The organism is Pseudomonas sp. 22082 (assembly GCF_052046055.1).
In the GTDB taxonomy this organism is placed as follows: Bacteria; Pseudomonadota; Gammaproteobacteria; order Pseudomonadales; family Pseudomonadaceae; genus Aquipseudomonas; species Aquipseudomonas pharyngis.
Map to the genome: position 1 here is coordinate 206813 of NZ_JBQEQB010000004.1, position 14189 is coordinate 221001.

Here is a 14189-nt window from a genome sequence, read left to right on the forward strand (position 1 = left end):
GGGAAGTGTTAACTAACGAGAATTGTTCGCGATTGTGGCAGAGGTGGGAATGGTTAGCAATTGGCCACCGGTCGGGTTGTCGGGCGACAACCCGGATTCAGAACGAATGCGTCTGCTGGCGGCGTTTCCACTGACTCAGGCGTTGCTGCAGATTCAGCGGACTGTGGATCTGCTGCTGGCGTGCCCGGCTGAACAGGATCAGCGCCAGTTCCGCCGTGGCCAGAGCATCGGCGCTCGCATGGTGACGTTCGAACACTTCGAGCTTGAACCAGTCGATCCACTCGTCCAGCCCCGCCTCGCGAATGTGCGCCTGGGGGCAAACCAGCGGGGCGATCTGCGCCACATCGAGGAACACCGTCTGCAACTTGTGCCCCAGATGTTCCTTCAATGCGCGGCCGAGCATGTGCTGGTCGAAGGAGGCGTGAAACGCCAGCACCGGACTGTCGCCGATAAACTCCAGCAGCTCGACCAGGGCTTCGGTGGGCTCGCTGCCGGCGGCAATCGCGCTCGGTGCCAGACCGTGAATCAACACGCTCGGGCCGAGTTTCAGCTCGCGGCATTGCAGGGTGCGTTCGAACTGCTGACTGAAGTCGATCGCTCCGTCCTCGATCACCACCGCGCCGATCGACAGCACCCGGTCCTTGTTCAGGTTCAGCCCGGTGGTTTCCAGATCCAGCACCACCCAACGCTGTTCGCGCAGACTGCACTCGCGCAGCTCGCCGATGGCCGGGAGTTTCGTCAGGCGTTGTTGCAGGTCGTGCGGCACAACGGGGCTGGCCGGGCGCAGCCACGAAAACAGGCTCATAGCTGATACCGCAAGGTCAGGCTGCTTTGCAGGCGCTGGGCCTGGCGCAGGGATTCACGCAGGATGCGCCGGTCCAGATGATTGAGGCTGTCGGGATCGACCCGGTTCGAGTACGGCAGGTTTTCCCGGGTCTGCAGTTGATGCTGCTGCATGCGCGTCTGCTGGATGAAGTGATAGGCCTCTTCGTACGCGGCGCCATCCAGCCGGTCGATGACTTCTTTATCCACCAGTTGGCGAAAGCGTTCGAGGGTGTTGTTGGCGTCGATGCCATGGGCCAGTGCGAGCAAACGTGCGCCGTCGACAAAGGGGGTCAGGCCCTGGATTTTCAGGTCAAGCGTGGCTTTCTCGCCGTTCTTGCGGGTCAGCACGAACTCACGGAATCGCCCAACCGGCGGACGGTTGCGCAAGGCGTTCTCGGCCATCATTCGCTGGAACAGACGATTGTCGCCGACCTGATCGAGAATCCCGCGGCGCAATTGCTCGCAGCCCTGTTCATCACCCCAGACCACGCGCAGGTCGAAATAGATGCTGGAGCCCAACAGGTTCTCCGGCGTCGCCTCGCGAATGAACGCGGCAAAGCGTCGGGCCCATTCGGCGCGGGACAGGCACAGCTGCGGATTGCCGGCCATGACGTTGCCCTTGCACAGGGTGAAACCGCATTGCGCCAGGCTGGTATTGATCTGCTGGGCGATGGGCAGCAGCTTGCCGCGAATCTCCGCCGCATGGGCCGCATCCCGCGCGTCGAACAGAATGCCGTTGTCCTGATCGGTGTGCAGAGTCTGCTCGCGCCGGCCTTCGCTGCCGAAGCACAGCCAACTGAACGGTACGCCGGGGTCGCCTTTTTCGGCAAGGGTCAGTTCGATTACCCGGCACACGGTGTGATCGTTGAGCAGGGTGATGATGTGGGTGATCTGGGTCGACGAGGCACCGTGAGCCAGCATGCGCTCCACCAGTTGGCCGATCTCGCCGCGCAGGGTCACCAGCTGTTCGACCCGTTGGGCGCTGCGAATGGTCCGCGCCAGGTGCACCAGATCGACCCGTTGCAGCGAGAACAGATCCCGTTCGGAAACCACGCCGCACAGGCGTCGATCCTTGACCAGACACACGTGGGCGATATGCCGCTCGGTCATGGCAATCGCCGCGTCGAAGGCGCTGTGATCCGGCGACAGATGGAACGGCGAGCGGGTCATGTGACGCTCGATCGGCTCGCTGAAGTCGCCAACTCCTTCCGCCACGACATGGCGCAGGTCGCGCAGGGTGAAAATCCCCAGCGGTGCCTTTTGCTCGTCCACCGCGACGATGCTGCCGACCTGCTGTTCGTGCATCAGCTTCACCGCTTCGCGCAGTGGGGTGGAGGGGTTGCAGGTCACCGGATGGCGCATGGCCAATTCGCCGAGACGGGTGTTCAGCGAGTATTGGGTGCCGAGGGTTTCCACGGCTTTCTGCTGGACTTGCTGATTGACCTGATCCAGCAGGCTGCTGACTCCGCGCAGGGCGAAGTCGCGGAAGGTGCTGGAAAGGGCGAACAGCTTGATGAACGCCAGTTTGTTCAGTTGCAGGCAGAAGGTGTCTTCGCCGGCCAGGTGTTCGGTGCGGGTCGCCCGTTCGCCGAGCAGCGCAGCGAGGGGAAAACACTCGCCGGTGGTGATTTCAAACGTGGTTTCGGTGCCGCCCTTGGCCGTGTGCGGACGCTCGCCGACCACTCGGCCCTGCTTGACGATATAGAAGTGTTCGACCGGCCCGTCGGCGGGTTTGATGATGCTTTCGCCCTGACCGTAGAAGCGCAGCTGGCATTGCTCCACCAGGTAGGCCAGGTGGGCGTGTTCCATTTGATTGAAAGGGGGGAAGCGCTGGAGGAATTGCAAAGTGCCCTGAATGTTCTGCAACACCGCGGTTTTCCCTGCCTGGGTGAAGGCGTCCGCTTTACTCATAACCATTACCGCAGTCTTTTTCGAATTGTTGTTGTCGGATCGTTGCAGCCATGGTCGACCCCATCGCGCGGGGTGCCCATTGGACGTAAGTCTAGGTTGGGCATGCCGTTGGGGAATTTTCGGATATGCCCTACAAAATCAGTCGGAAATTCTTCGGTTCGCCCCTTGGAAAAAAATCCGACGAAGTGCACATTGAAGCTCTGCCCAGCGATGTCTGACCACTGTGCCAGGGGATCGAATTGAAAACGTAGAGAACGCCATGTCCGACCACGATATTTTGAGCGACGCCGAGCGCGAAGCGCTCAGCGCTGTAATGCTCGAACCCGATCTGCCACCGCAGCGCGTATTGATCGTCGATGACGACAAGGACGCCCGGGAGCTGTTGTCGGAGATTCTCGGGTTGGACGGTATTCGTTGCATGACCGCGGCCAGCGGTGAGTCCGCGCTGAAGATGCTCGAGGAAAGGCCCTCCATCGGCCTGGTGATCACCGATCTGCGGATGGGCAATGTCGATGGGCTGGACCTGATTCGTCAGGTGCGTGAATCGGTACGGGCGGCGATGCCGATCATCATTGTTTCGGGCGATGCCGACGTGAAGGACGCGATCGCGGCGATGCATTTGAGTGTGGTGGATTTCCTGCTCAAACCGATCGATACCGCCAAGTTGCTCGGTCTCGTCAGACATGAACTGGGGATCGAGCCCTGAATCGGCTATGTTCGTTTTGGTATTGCCGTTGATCTGAAATCATTGTCAACTGTCAGTTCTGACAGTAGCCATACACTTCCGAAACTCCGTTAACTGAGCGCTCCAGGGCTGACAATCAGTCAGCGCCTAAAACCCGGTTAAAGGAGTTTGTCATGAGTACCCAGGATTCCGCATCGCCGAAAGTGACCGTAACAGGTACTTTTCTGGTTTATGTAGGGGATGAGCCGCCACGCAAGTTTGAAGTGGAAGACGGCATCGCCTATCTATCGTATGCAACGCTCAATGGTGAATGGCCTGAAAGTGTCTTTGTCCAATACGGCTCTGCTCTGCCTGACGGTACGCACACCATAGATTACGCAGCGCAGCCCGGTCAACGGCTGGACTATCGTGATCCCGAAGGTACTGAACATTTCGGTCCGAAAAGTGGCAAGCTCACGGTAATCGTCGAGCGTCCTCCGTTCGGTGGGGACTTCAAACATCACGGTACGCTGGAGAACGTAACGTTTTCGGACAGTGTTCCGATTGTCAAAATCTCCGGCAGCTATACGGCTTCGTCCGATTGATGTTTATCACAAACAAAAAAGCCCTGACCAAAAGATCAGGGCTTTTTCATGTCCGGCATCCGCGAAGGTTACAGGCCGTTGGCAGCCTTGAACTCGCGACGACGACGGTGCAGAACCGGCTCGGTGTAACCGTTCGGCTGTTTGGTGCCCTCGATCACCAGTTCGACTGCCGCCTGGAAGGCGATGTTGCTGTCGAAGTTCGGGGCTAGCGGGCGGTACAGCGGGTCGTTGGCGTTCTGACGGTCCACCACCGGCGCCATGCGCTTGAGGCTTTCCATCACTTGCGCTTCGGTGACCACACCGTGACGCAGCCAGTTGGCGATGTGCTGGCTGGAGATACGCAGCGTTGCACGGTCTTCCATCAGGCCGACGTCGTTGATGTCCGGCACTTTCGAGCAGCCCACGCCCTGATCGATCCAGCGCACCACGTAACCGAGAATGCCCTGGGCGTTGTTGTCCAGCTCGTTCTTGATCTGATCCGGGGTCCAGTTCGGGTTGACCGCCAGCGGGATGGTCAGGATGTCATCGACCGAAGCGCGGGCACGTTTGGCCAGCTCGGCCTGACGGGCGAACACGTCGACCTTGTGGTAGTGCAGCGCGTGCAGCGCAGCGGCGGTCGGCGACGGAACCCAGGCGGTGTTGGCGCCGGCCATCGGGTGAGCGATTTTCTGTTCGAGCATCGCCGCCATCAGGTCGGGCATCGCCCACATGCCTTTACCGATTTGCGCACGACCTTGCAGGCCGGTGCTCAGGCCGATATCGACGTTCCAGTTCTCGTAGGCACCGATCCACTTCTCGGCCTTCATGTCAGCCTTGCGAACCACCGGGCCGGCTTCCATGGAGGTGTGGATTTCGTCGCCGGTGCGGTCGAGGAAACCGGTGTTGATGAACACCACGCGCTCGCTGGCAGCCTGGATGCAGGCCTTGAGGTTGACCGTGGTGCGGCGCTCCTCGTCCATGATCCCGACTTTCAGGGTATTGCGTTTGAGGCCCAGCACGTCTTCGATGCGACCGAACAGCTCGTTGGTGAACGCCGCTTCTTCCGGGCCGTGCATCTTCGGTTTGACGATGTACACGGAACCGGTGCGGGTGTTCTTGCGCGAAGTGTTGCCGTTCAGGTTGTGCATCGCCGCGAGGCAAGTCACCAGACCGTCGAGGATGCCTTCCGGCACTTCGTTGCCGTGCTTGTCGAGGATCGCGTCGATGGTCATCAGGTGGCCGACGTTGCGCACGAACAGCAGCGAGCGGCCGTGCAGGGTCAGTTCGCTGCCGTCGACCTTGGTGTAGGTACGATCCGGGTTCATGGTGCGGGTGAAGGTCTGGCCGCCCTTGGACACGGATTCCGCCAGATCGCCCTTCATCAGGCCGAGCCAGTTGCGGTAGATCACCACTTTATCGTCGGCATCGACAGCAGCCACGGAGTCTTCGCAGTCCATGATGGTGGTCAGGGCCGCTTCCATCAGGATGTCTTTGACGCCGGCGGCATCGGTCTGGCCGACCGGGGTGCTGGCGTCGATCTGGATCTCGAAATGCAGGCCGTTGTTTTTCAGCAGAATCGCGATCGGCGCATTGGCGTCGCCCTGGAAACCGATCAGCTGTGCGTCGTTGCGCAGGCCGCTGGTGCTGCCGCCCTTGAGGGTGACGACCAGTTTGCCGTCAGCGATCTTGTAGCCGGTGGAATCGACGTGGGAGCCGGTCGCCAGTGGCGCGGCTTCGTCGAGAAATGCACGGGCGAAGGCGATGACTTTGTCGCCACGCACCTTGTTGTAGCCTTTGCCTTTTTCCGCGCCGCCGGCTTCGCTGATGGCATCGGTGCCATACAGGGCGTCGTACAGCGAACCCCAGCGGGCGTTCGAGGCGTTGAGGGCGAAGCGGGCGTTCATCACCGGCACCACGAGTTGCGGGCCGGCGGTACGGGCGATTTCGTCATCGACGTTTTGCGTCGTTGCCTGGAAATCAGCCGCTTCTGGCAGCAGATAACCGATCTCTTGCAGGAAGGCTTTATAGGCCACGGCGTCGTGGGGCTGACCGGCACGGCTCTGGTGCCAGCCATCGATACGAGCCTGGAAGTCATCGCGTTTGGCGAGTAGGGCTTTGTTCTTCGGCGCCAGGTCGTGAATGACCTTGTCGGCACCTTCCCAGAATTTGTCGGCGGTGAGGCCGGTACCGGGAATGGCTTCGTTGTTCACGAAGTCGAACAGGACTTTGGCGACCTGCAGGCCACCGACTTGAACGTGTTCAGTCATTGCTTGCCTCACTCTGCTCAGCTATTTCGCTTTTCAGCTCGTCAATTTAACAATGAAGCCTCTGGCCATTTAAACCACAAACCCTTCGACCAGTACATGCCATCGCTGGCGGCTGGGTTGGGACCAATCAACGGCTTGGGGGCCTTGCTGACGGGGCTTTCAGGGTTGCGAACGTGCCTTGGGCAGACATCGATCCAGCGTTATGTAGTGCGCGCTGCGGCATACTACATGATGAGTTGCGGTTGTGAAAATCGGACTAATTACGTCGTTCTGCGACCCCATGACGCATTGCGGTCACGGCGCGGAACGGGATGTTCTCAAAAAACCAATGGATTGTTCCAGTTAAATATAAAAAGTTGTACACGATTTGTGACTTCGAGCGTCTGAGGCGTCTGTAGAACGCTTGCCTATACTTGCTTTTCTATAACAAAAGTCATGACAAGAGGGCTGCGCCATGGATCACCTCGTACTCACCGTCTTCGCACCGGACAAGCCCGGGCAGGTCGAGCGCATCGCCCAATGCATCGCCGAACACGGCGGCAACTGGCTGGAAAGCCGCCTGTCGTGCATGGCCGGGCAGTTCGCCGGGATCCTGCGGGTCGGCGTGCCGGCGGAGGCTTACGACGAATTAGTCGATGCCTTACAAGCACTGTCGGCACAGGGCATTCGCGTGTTGGTGGCGGAAAGCGGTATCGAACAGGCCTGCACCTGGAAACCGATCGCCATGGAGTTGGTGGGCAATGATCGTCCCGGCATCGTGCGCGACATTACTCGGTTGCTGAGCGAGCAGGGCGTCAACCTCGAACGGCTGGTGACCGAAGTACGACCGGCGCCGATGAGCAGCGAGCCGCTGTTCCACGCCGAGGCGATCCTGGCAGTGCCGCTGACCCTGTCGCTGGACGTGCTGCAATCGCGCCTGGAAACCCTGGCCGATGACTTGATGGTGGAACTGGTGCTGCGCACTGATCCATGAGAGCGGAATGGGTTATCCAGTTTTAGCGTGCACCTGCCTGTGGATAACCTGTAGAGACCGGACGCCAGGCCACGTCCGCCGTGGCTTGGCGAAAATTGATCAAAAAACCGCCAGCATTCAGTGACTTGCGCACAAACGGCGGGGATCACGCTGTGGATAACCTTGGGAAGGAACGATACAGGCCACGAGAACCGTGGCCTGTGGAGGTTTGTGCGTTTTTTGATCAGCTGCGCCGGCGCAGGCTCAGCCACGCATCGACGCTGTAGACCGCCAGACCGGCCCAGATAAACATGAAGGCGATCAGCGTGCTGGACGACAAGTGCTCGCCGAACAGCAGCACGGCTTGCAGCAGTACCAACGTCGGCGCCAGGTATTGCAGGAAACCGAGGGTGGTGTAGGGCAGATGCCGTGCCGCCGCGTTGAAGCACACCAGCGGCACCAGCGTCACCGGGCCGGCCGCTACCAGCCACCAGGCTTCGGAGGTGGTCCAGAACTCGACCTGGGCGCTGGTGGCGGTCGGATTGAACAGCAGCCACGCGAGGGCGATCGGCACCAGCATCCAGGTTTCCACCACCAGCCCCGGCAACGCCTTGACCGGCGCCTGCTTGCGGATCAGCCCGTAGAAACCGAAGGTCAGCGCCAGCACCAGCGATACCCACGGCAGACTGCCGACCTGCCACACCTGCTGCGCAACACCGACCGCCGCCAGACCAACCGCCAGCCACTGCATGCGCCGCAAGCGTTCGCCGAGGATCAGCATGCCCAGCAGCACGTTCACCAGTGGGTTGATGTAGTAACCGAGGCTCGCTTCCAGCATCCGGCCGTTGTTCACCGACCACACGTAGGTCAGCCAGTTGGCCGCGATCAAGGTGCCGCTGAGCGCAAGAATCGCCAGGCGTTTCGGGTTGTCGCGCAGTTCCTGCCACCAGCCGGGATGCTTCCACACCATCAACAGCAGCGCGCCGAACAGCGCTGACCACAGCACCCGGTGAATGATGATTTCCACCGCCGGCACTTCGGCGATGGCTTTGAAGTAGAGCGGGAACAGTCCCCAGATGATGTAGGCGCTCAGGCCCAGAATGTACCCGCGACGCGGGTTGGCGGCTTGCATGCAGAATCCTTGCTTAGGCAGCTAACAAAGCAGCGATTGTACGGGCAGTTGTATAGACGTGTCGTGTCAGAAAAGCTTCAACGGCTCTTCGTTCAGCGCCGCCAGTTGCTCGCGCAACGCCAGCACCTGATCGCCCCAATACCGCTCGCTGCCGAACCATGGAAAGCTGCGGGGGAACGCCGGATCGTCCCAGCGCCGGGCCAGCCAGGCGCTGTAATGCATCAGGCGCAGGGCGCGCAGCGGTTCGATCAGCGCCAGTTCGCGCGGGTCGAAGTCATGGAATTCGTTGTAGCCGTCCATCAATTCCGACAGCTGCCCGAGACAATCCTGACGGTCGCCGGCGAGCATCATCCAGATGTCCTGCACCGCCGGGCCCATGCGGCAGTCGTCGAGGTCGACGATGTGGAACATCTCGTCGCGGCACATCATGTTGCCGGGGTGGCAGTCGCCGTGCATGCGGATGTTCTGGTGCGGCGTGCTGGCGTAGACGTCTTCCACACGCTTGAGCAGGTCACGGGCGACGGACTCGTAGGCCGGCAGCAGGCTCTTGGGAATGAAGTTGCCTTCCAGCAGGGTGGCCAGTGAGTCATGGCCGAAATTCTTCACCGCCAGCGCTTCGCGGTGCTCGAACGGTTTGGTGCCGCCGACCGCGTGCATGCGCCCGAGCAACTGGCCGAGGCGATACAACTGATCGAGATTGCCCGGCTCCGGCGCCCGGCCACCGCGACGGGGAAACAGGGTGAAACGAAATCCGGCGTGTTCGTGCAGGGTTTCGCCGTTGTGGATCAGTGGCGCCACCACCGGGATCTCGACTTCGGCCAGTTCGAAGGTGAACTGGTGCTCTTCCAGGATCGCTTCGTTGGTCCAGCGCTGCGGGCGATAGAACTTGGCGATCAGCGGTTCCGAGTCTTCGATGCCGACCTGATAGACGCGGTTTTCGTAACTGTTGAGCGCCAGAATGCGCGCGTCGCTCAGGAAGCCGATGCTTTCGACAGCATCGAGCACGAGGTCTGGGGTGAGGGTTTCAAACGGGTGGGCCATGCTGACTCCTGCGCGCAGCAGGCTGCCGCGTCCGGCTCAGCATGGTAGCGCAGACGGGCTGTCTTGAGTGGGATCGTTCCCGTGCAGTGCACGGGAACGATCAGAGCGTCGCCCGATCAGGCGCCAACGATCCCGCCATCCTCACGGGTAATCGCCATCACCGATGACCGCGGCTTGCCGTTCGGCAGGTGCTCGGGGAAGGTCGAACCGCCGTTCTCGCCCGGGTGCTGAATCCCGACGAACAGGGTTTTCTGATCCGGCGAGAAGCTGATCCCGGTGACTTCACAGCCGATCGGCCCGACCATGAACCGGCGAATTTCCCCGGTGGCAGGATCGGCGCAGAGCATCTGGTTGTTGCCCATCCCGGCGAAATCACCGGCGTTGCTCGAGTCGCCGTCGGTGAGAATCCACAACCGTCCGGCCTTGTCGAAGCCGAGGCCATCGGGGCTGTTGAACATGTTCTGCGGGGTGATATTCGACGAGCCGCCCTTCGGCGTACCGGCGTGGACGCCCGGGTTGCCGGCGACCACGAACAGGTCCCAGGCGAAAGTTTTCGCCGCGTGATCGTCGCGGTCGGTGCGCCAGCGCAGGATCTGTCCGTAGACGTTTTTCTCGCGCGGGTTCGGCCCGCCCACCGGTTGGCCGTCTTCGCCGCGCTTGGCGTTGTTGGTCAGGGTGCAATAGACCTGGCCGTCTTTCGGGCTGACCACGATCCACTCCGGACGGTCCATGCGCGTGGCGCCGACCACGCTGGCGGCGAGACGCGCGTGAATCAGCACTTCGGCCTGATCGGCGAAACCGCTGCTGGCGTCGATGCCGTTCTTGCCGTGGGTCAGTTCGATCCACTGGCCCTGGCCTTTCGGGTGATCCGGATTGCCGTCGCCGGCATCGAACCTGGCCACGTACAGCGTGCCGTGATCGAGGATGTCGCGGTTGGCCTTGGCGTTGCGGTGATTGATCTTGTCGCGGCTGACGAATTTGTAGATGAACTCGCCGCGTTCATCGTCGCCCATGTACACCACGGCGCGACCGTCGTCGGTCTCGGCCAGCGCGGCGTTTTCATGTTTGAAGCGGCCCAGCGCAGTGCGTTTGACCGGGGTCGATTGCGGGTCGAACGGATCGATCTCCACGACCCAGCCGTGACGGTTGAGCTCGTTGGGGTTCTTCGCCATGTCGAAGCGTGGATCGAACGGATGCCAGTTGATCTCGCGGCTGGCGGCCGATACGCCGTAGCGCTTTTGCGCCGGGTCGAACTGTTGCTGGGCGTTGCTGCTGCCGAAGCAGTCGGTGAAGTTCTCTTCGCAGGTCAGATAAGTGCCCCACGGTGTCTTGCCGTTGGCGCAGTTCTGGAAAGTGCCGAGGACTTTTTTGCCGTGCTTGTCGGCGCTGGTTTTCATCAGATCGTGACCGGCGGCCGGGCCGCTGATGCGCAGCGGCGAGTTGCCGTGAATGCGCCGGTTGTAGCGCGAGCCCTGGACGAACTGCCACTGGCCGTTCTTGCGCTGCACTTCGATCACCGACACGCCTTCGCAGGCCAGAGCCTTGCGCACGTCCTCGGCCGATTGCGGCATGCCGCCGTGCGGATAGAGGTAGCGGTAGTTGGTGTATTCGTTGTTGATCGCCATCAACGCACGGTTTTTCTCGCCCGGGAATTCGAACAGGCTCATGCCGTCGTTGTTGTCGCCGAACTGCACTTCCTGTGCAGCCGCGGTGCCATTGCCGCTCGGGTCGAAGGCCGGGCCGTTCTTGTGCAGCGGTTGACCCCAGCTGATCAGCACCGACGACTTGTAGCCTTTGGGCAGGCTGATGGTGTCAGTGGTGGCGGCTGGAATGCTGTCGAAGCCGAGCAGACGGCTGTTGCCGGCGCTGACACTGGCGGCCAGCACGCTGCGACTCAGCAGGTTGCCGCCGAGGAACATCGCCGCGCCGCACAGCGCGCCGGCGCTGATGAAACCGCGACGGCTCAGGCCGACCATTTTTTCCAGGTCTGTGGATTGGTTTTCTTCTAATAGGCTCACATCAGGCTCCCTGCATGGTTTTGGCAGCCACCTTAATGCGGGTCGATGACGCTTTCGTTGCAGTGCGCTCAGAGCGGTGTGCCCAGCAGCACATTCGACGGGGAAAACTGCACCTGCACCGCTTGCTCGACCGTCAGGCCCCGGCTGCGCAAGTCCAGCGGTTCGGCCAGCGCGCACAGGGTCTGGCCGTTGGGCAGCGCGATGCGCACTTCGCTCGGGCCATCTTCGGCGTCGAGAATCGCCTCGATCCGACCGTTCAACAGGTTGTGGCCGACGGCAGGCGTGGCCTGTGGAGCGAGCAGTTCGAGCCAGCCGGCCTTGATCAGCGCCACCACTTCGGTGCCCGGTTGCAGTTCCAGATGGACGGTGCTGTCGTGGGTGATCTGTGCGTTGATCGACAGGCCCTCGGCCAGTTCGAGGCGGATCAGGTCGTTGCGGCCCTGACCTTCGATCAGCACGACTTTGCCGTGCAGCTGATTGCGTGCGCTGGTCCTGAGCATCAGCCGACCGAGCAGATCCAGATCGCTGGCATCCTCGGCCGCCTCCAGTACCTGAGCCTGCAAGGCTTGCAGCTTTTGATAGAGGCGCAGCACTCGCTCGCCCTCGCTCGACAGTTTGGCTCCGCCACCGCCCTTGCCGCCTACCGCGCGCTCGACCAGAGGCTTTTGCGCGAGGTTGTTCAGCTCATCGATGGCATCCCACGCCGCCTTGTAACTCAGGCCGGCGCTCTTCGCGGCACGGGTGATCGAACCCTGTTCGGCGATGTGTTGCAGCAAGGCGATGCGCTGCGGACGGCGGACGATGTGCTGGGACAACAGACTGGGCAGGGACATGGCGGACGCTTTGTACTGAAGGGTTGAGGGAGGACGTTGGCGGCTCATGGCGTATCCGTCAAGCCGCGTCGCCGGGTTTTGGCGTGCGGGCCAAGCAGTACACATCCACCCGCGCGGCACCGGCGTCCATCAGCAAACGGGCCAGCGCCTGGGCGGTGGCGCCGGTGGTCAGCACGTCGTCGACCAGGGCCAGGTGCCGGCCTTTCACGTGGGCATCGGGGCTCAAGGCGAAGGCATGACGCAGATTGTGTTTCCGCGCCTTGGCGTTCAGCGCCTGCTGGGCGTCGGTATCCTGCACCCGCAAAAGACTGTGTTCCTCGCAAGGCAGGTCGAGTGACTTGCCCAGCCACTGCGCGAGCATCGCCGCTTGATTGAAGCCGCGCTGGCGCAAGCGTTTCGGCGCAAGCGGCACCGGTAGCAGGGCGTCCGGGCGAGGCAGGTCTTCTTCGAAGCGATGTTGCAGAAACTCGCCGAGAACGTCGGCGAGCAAGTGGCCAAGCGGCCATTTGGCGTTGTGCTTGAAACGGGTGATCAGCGTGTCCACCGGAAAGCCGTAAGTCCAGGGCACGGCGACCTGTTCAAAGGCCGGTGGCTCCTGCAGGCAGCCACCACAAATCAGGTCGGCGGCGAGGGGCAGGGCGCAGGTCAGGCATTGATCGCCCAACCACGGCAGATCGGTTTCGCAAGCGGTGCAGATCGGGATTTGCGCGTCTGCCGGTTCGTCGCACAATAAACAGTATTGTTTGTTTTTTAGCCAGATGTAAACCGGCCTGTCGTAGTATGGTTGACAGCGCATGACTCTTCCTTAAATATGCCGAACATCCGTGTCGTGCCTGTGGGTATTCCGTTTCCCCAGGCGCCAGCCAAGCATAACCAAGGAAACGCCCATGAGCGCCAGCACCACTGCCACCCTGCGTCACGACTGGACTTTGGCCGAAGTCAAAGCACTCTTCGTTCAGCCATTCAACGACTTGCTGTTCCAGGCGCAGACGGTGCACCGCGCGCATTTCGACGCCAACCGCGTCCAGGTTTCCACTCTGCTGTCGATCAAGACCGGCGCCTGCCCGGAAGATTGCAAATATTGTCCTCAGTCCGGTCACTACAACACCGGGCTGGAAAAAGAAAAGCTGATGGAAGTGCAGAAGGTCCTCGAAGAGGCTGCCCGCGCCAAGGCCATCGGTTCGACCCGTTTCTGCATGGGCGCGGCGTGGAAACACCCGTCGGCCAAGGACATGCCTTACGTGCTGAAGATGGTCGAAGGCGTGAAGGCCATGGGCCTGGAAACCTGCATGACCCTCGGCCGTCTCGATCAGGACCAGACCGAAGCCCTGGCCAAGGCCGGGCTCGACTACTACAACCATAACCTCGATACCTCGCCGGAGTTCTACGGCAGCATCATCACCACCCGCACCTATGCCGAGCGTCTGCAGACACTGGCCTATGTGCGCGACGCGGGGATGAAGATCTGCTCCGGCGGCATTCTCGGCATGGGCGAGTCCCTCGATGACCGTGCCAACCTGCTGATCCAGCTGGCCAACCTGCCGGAGCATCCGGAGTCGGTGCCGATCAACATGCTGGTGAAAGTGGCCGGCACGCCGCTGGAAAACGCCGACGACGTCGATCCGTTCGATTTCATCCGCATGCTCGCCGTGGCGCGCATCCTCATGCCGCAATCCCACGTACGCCTGTCCGCCGGCCGCGAAGCGATGAACGAGCAGATGCAGGCCCTGGCATTCTTCGCCGGCGCCAACTCGATCTTCTACGGCGACAAACTGCTGACCACCGCCAACCCGCAGGCCGACAAGGACATGCAACTGTTCGCGCGCCTGGGCATTCAGCCGGAAGCCCGCGAAGAGCATGCCGACGAAGTCCATCAGGCCGCTATCGAGCAGGCGCTGGTGGAGCAGAAGAGCAGCGAGCAGTTCTACAACGCGGCGGTCTGATCGCCCGTCCTTCTCAGGC

Annotated in this window: 12 protein-coding genes; 4 read left to right on the forward strand and 8 right to left on the reverse strand. The window is 61.5% G+C overall.

The window, feature by feature from the left end; all coding sequences use genetic code 11:
- Positions 1-97: 97 nt before the first annotated feature.
- Together ACTJK9_RS06880 and ACTJK9_RS06885 are read right to left on the reverse strand one after the other, a co-directional pair.
- Complete coding sequence (locus ACTJK9_RS06880) at positions 98-805, reverse strand: 3'-5' exonuclease (RefSeq protein ID WP_085612965.1); 708 nt, start codon at positions 803-805, stop codon at positions 98-100.
- Positions 802-2742, reverse strand: coding sequence for a putative nucleotidyltransferase substrate binding domain-containing protein (locus ACTJK9_RS06885; protein ID WP_440813050.1), 1941 nt, complete (start codon positions 2740-2742; stop codon positions 802-804). The genes ACTJK9_RS06880 and ACTJK9_RS06885 overlap by 4 nt, the downstream gene beginning before the upstream one ends.
- 253 nt (positions 2743-2995) lie before the next feature.
- Between ACTJK9_RS06885 and ACTJK9_RS06890 the strand changes: the two genes are divergently transcribed.
- Positions 2996-3442 carry a response regulator gene (locus ACTJK9_RS06890; protein WP_064599912.1) on the forward strand — a complete coding sequence of 149 codons (447 nt, stop codon included), beginning with the start codon at positions 2996-2998 and terminating at the stop codon, positions 3440-3442.
- Positions 3443-3594: 152 nt separating this feature from the next.
- A complete protein-coding gene (locus tag ACTJK9_RS06895; RefSeq protein ID WP_085612963.1) occupies positions 3595-4005 on the forward strand; it encodes a hypothetical protein in 411 nt (136 codons plus the stop codon).
- A gap of 68 nt (positions 4006-4073) precedes the next feature.
- Here the strand turns inward: ACTJK9_RS06895 and ACTJK9_RS06900 are convergent, their stop codons facing one another.
- Positions 4074-6251 (reverse strand): malate synthase G, encoded by a 2178-nt coding sequence (locus ACTJK9_RS06900; protein ID WP_221398227.1) that lies wholly within the window; start codon positions 6249-6251, stop codon positions 4074-4076.
- 454 nt (positions 6252-6705) lie between these two features.
- Here ACTJK9_RS06900 and ACTJK9_RS06905 point away from each other — a divergent pair, with 454 nt between their 5' ends.
- Complete coding sequence (locus tag ACTJK9_RS06905) at positions 6706-7224, forward strand: glycine cleavage system protein R (protein WP_440813053.1); 519 nt, start codon at positions 6706-6708, stop codon at positions 7222-7224.
- Between the two features lie 223 nt (positions 7225-7447).
- On the opposite strand, the gene rarD is transcribed toward ACTJK9_RS06905, so the two are convergent.
- The 5 genes from rarD to ACTJK9_RS06930 all read right to left on the reverse strand — a co-directional run bounded on the left by rarD (position 7448) and on the right by ACTJK9_RS06930 (position 13023).
- Positions 7448-8335 (reverse strand): EamA family transporter RarD, encoded by an 888-nt coding sequence (rarD, locus tag ACTJK9_RS06910; RefSeq protein WP_440813056.1) that lies wholly within the window; start codon positions 8333-8335, stop codon positions 7448-7450.
- Between the two features lie 66 nt (positions 8336-8401).
- Positions 8402-9376 carry a serine/threonine protein kinase gene (locus ACTJK9_RS06915; protein WP_440813058.1) on the reverse strand — a complete coding sequence of 325 codons (975 nt, stop codon included), beginning with the start codon at positions 9374-9376 and terminating at the stop codon, positions 8402-8404.
- Positions 9377-9492: 116 nt separating this feature from the next.
- On the reverse strand, positions 9493-11394 hold the full coding sequence (locus tag ACTJK9_RS06920; protein ID WP_085612960.1) for a PhoX family protein: 1902 nt from the start codon (positions 11392-11394) through the stop codon (positions 9493-9495).
- Between the two features lie 68 nt (positions 11395-11462).
- A complete protein-coding gene (locus ACTJK9_RS06925) occupies positions 11463-12227 on the reverse strand; it encodes a TOBE domain-containing protein (RefSeq protein ID WP_221398225.1) in 765 nt (254 codons plus the stop codon).
- 58 nt (positions 12228-12285) lie between these two features.
- Complete coding sequence (locus ACTJK9_RS06930; RefSeq protein ID WP_440813061.1) at positions 12286-13023, reverse strand: ComF family protein; 738 nt, start codon at positions 13021-13023, stop codon at positions 12286-12288.
- Between the two features lie 91 nt (positions 13024-13114).
- Here ACTJK9_RS06930 and bioB point away from each other — a divergent pair, with 91 nt between their 5' ends.
- On the forward strand, positions 13115-14170 hold the full coding sequence (bioB, locus tag ACTJK9_RS06935; RefSeq protein WP_011336244.1) for a biotin synthase BioB: 1056 nt from the start codon (positions 13115-13117) through the stop codon (positions 14168-14170).
- Positions 14171-14189 lie beyond the last annotated feature (19 nt).

Excerpts from the sequence above, each read along its gene's own strand:
- ACTJK9_RS06925 (WP_221398225.1), bottom strand. The coding sequence starts at position 12,227 with ATGTCCCTGCCCAGTCTGTTGTCCCAGCACATCGTCCGCCGTCCGCAG.
- ACTJK9_RS06890 (WP_064599912.1), top strand. The coding sequence starts at position 2,996 with ATGTCCGACCACGATATTTTGAGCGACGCCGAGCGCGAAGCGCTCAGC.
- ACTJK9_RS06885 (WP_440813050.1), bottom strand. The coding sequence starts at position 2,742 with ATGGTTATGAGTAAAGCGGACGCCTTCACCCAGGCAGGGAAAACCGCG.
- ACTJK9_RS06930 (WP_440813061.1), bottom strand. The coding sequence starts at position 13,023 with ATGCGCTGTCAACCATACTACGACAGGCCGGTTTACATCTGGCTAAAA.
- ACTJK9_RS06900 (WP_221398227.1), bottom strand. The coding sequence starts at position 6,251 with ATGACTGAACACGTTCAAGTCGGTGGCCTGCAGGTCGCCAAAGTCCTG.
- rarD (WP_440813056.1), bottom strand. The coding sequence starts at position 8,335 with ATGCAAGCCGCCAACCCGCGTCGCGGGTACATTCTGGGCCTGAGCGCC.
- ACTJK9_RS06895 (WP_085612963.1), top strand. The coding sequence starts at position 3,595 with ATGAGTACCCAGGATTCCGCATCGCCGAAAGTGACCGTAACAGGTACT.
- ACTJK9_RS06905 (WP_440813053.1), top strand. The coding sequence starts at position 6,706 with ATGGATCACCTCGTACTCACCGTCTTCGCACCGGACAAGCCCGGGCAG.
- bioB (WP_011336244.1), top strand. The coding sequence starts at position 13,115 with ATGAGCGCCAGCACCACTGCCACCCTGCGTCACGACTGGACTTTGGCC.
- ACTJK9_RS06880 (WP_085612965.1), bottom strand. The coding sequence starts at position 805 with ATGAGCCTGTTTTCGTGGCTGCGCCCGGCCAGCCCCGTTGTGCCGCAC.
- ACTJK9_RS06915 (WP_440813058.1), bottom strand. The coding sequence starts at position 9,376 with ATGGCCCACCCGTTTGAAACCCTCACCCCAGACCTCGTGCTCGATGCT.